1 pseudogene is annotated in these 300 nt (G+C 46.0%); it reads right to left on the bottom strand.

The window, feature by feature from the left end:
- Positions 1–300: pseudogene (locus ACZIX2_RS14285) on the bottom strand (hypothetical protein); the annotation flags it as partial.

The raw sequence follows: 300 nt of genomic DNA, 5'->3' as shown, positions 1-300 counted from the left end.
CATTGGCTACCAATGTCGCTGTGGTTCCTCCTGGTAATCCGTTGATGCTTGGCGTGGTTTCAGTTACTGCGTCGATGCTTGGTGTGCCCACCGTTACTATTGATATTACCGTATCGCAATTGGTTGGGTTGGTTACCTCACAGATTCTATATTCTACATTGTAGTTTCCGGCTGGCGTATTTGGTGCAATCGTTACGCTGCCATCTGCATTTAAAGTCAAGCCGGTTGGAACTGTCATTCCTACCAAAGTTACTTGACCTGGGTTCGTTCCAATCACTACAGGACTTCCATTTAAGGTAT

This window comes from Flavobacterium riviphilum (assembly GCF_055231795.1).
The sequence above is the reverse complement of the archived record's forward strand: the minus strand, read 5'-3'. Positions and strand labels throughout refer to the sequence as shown.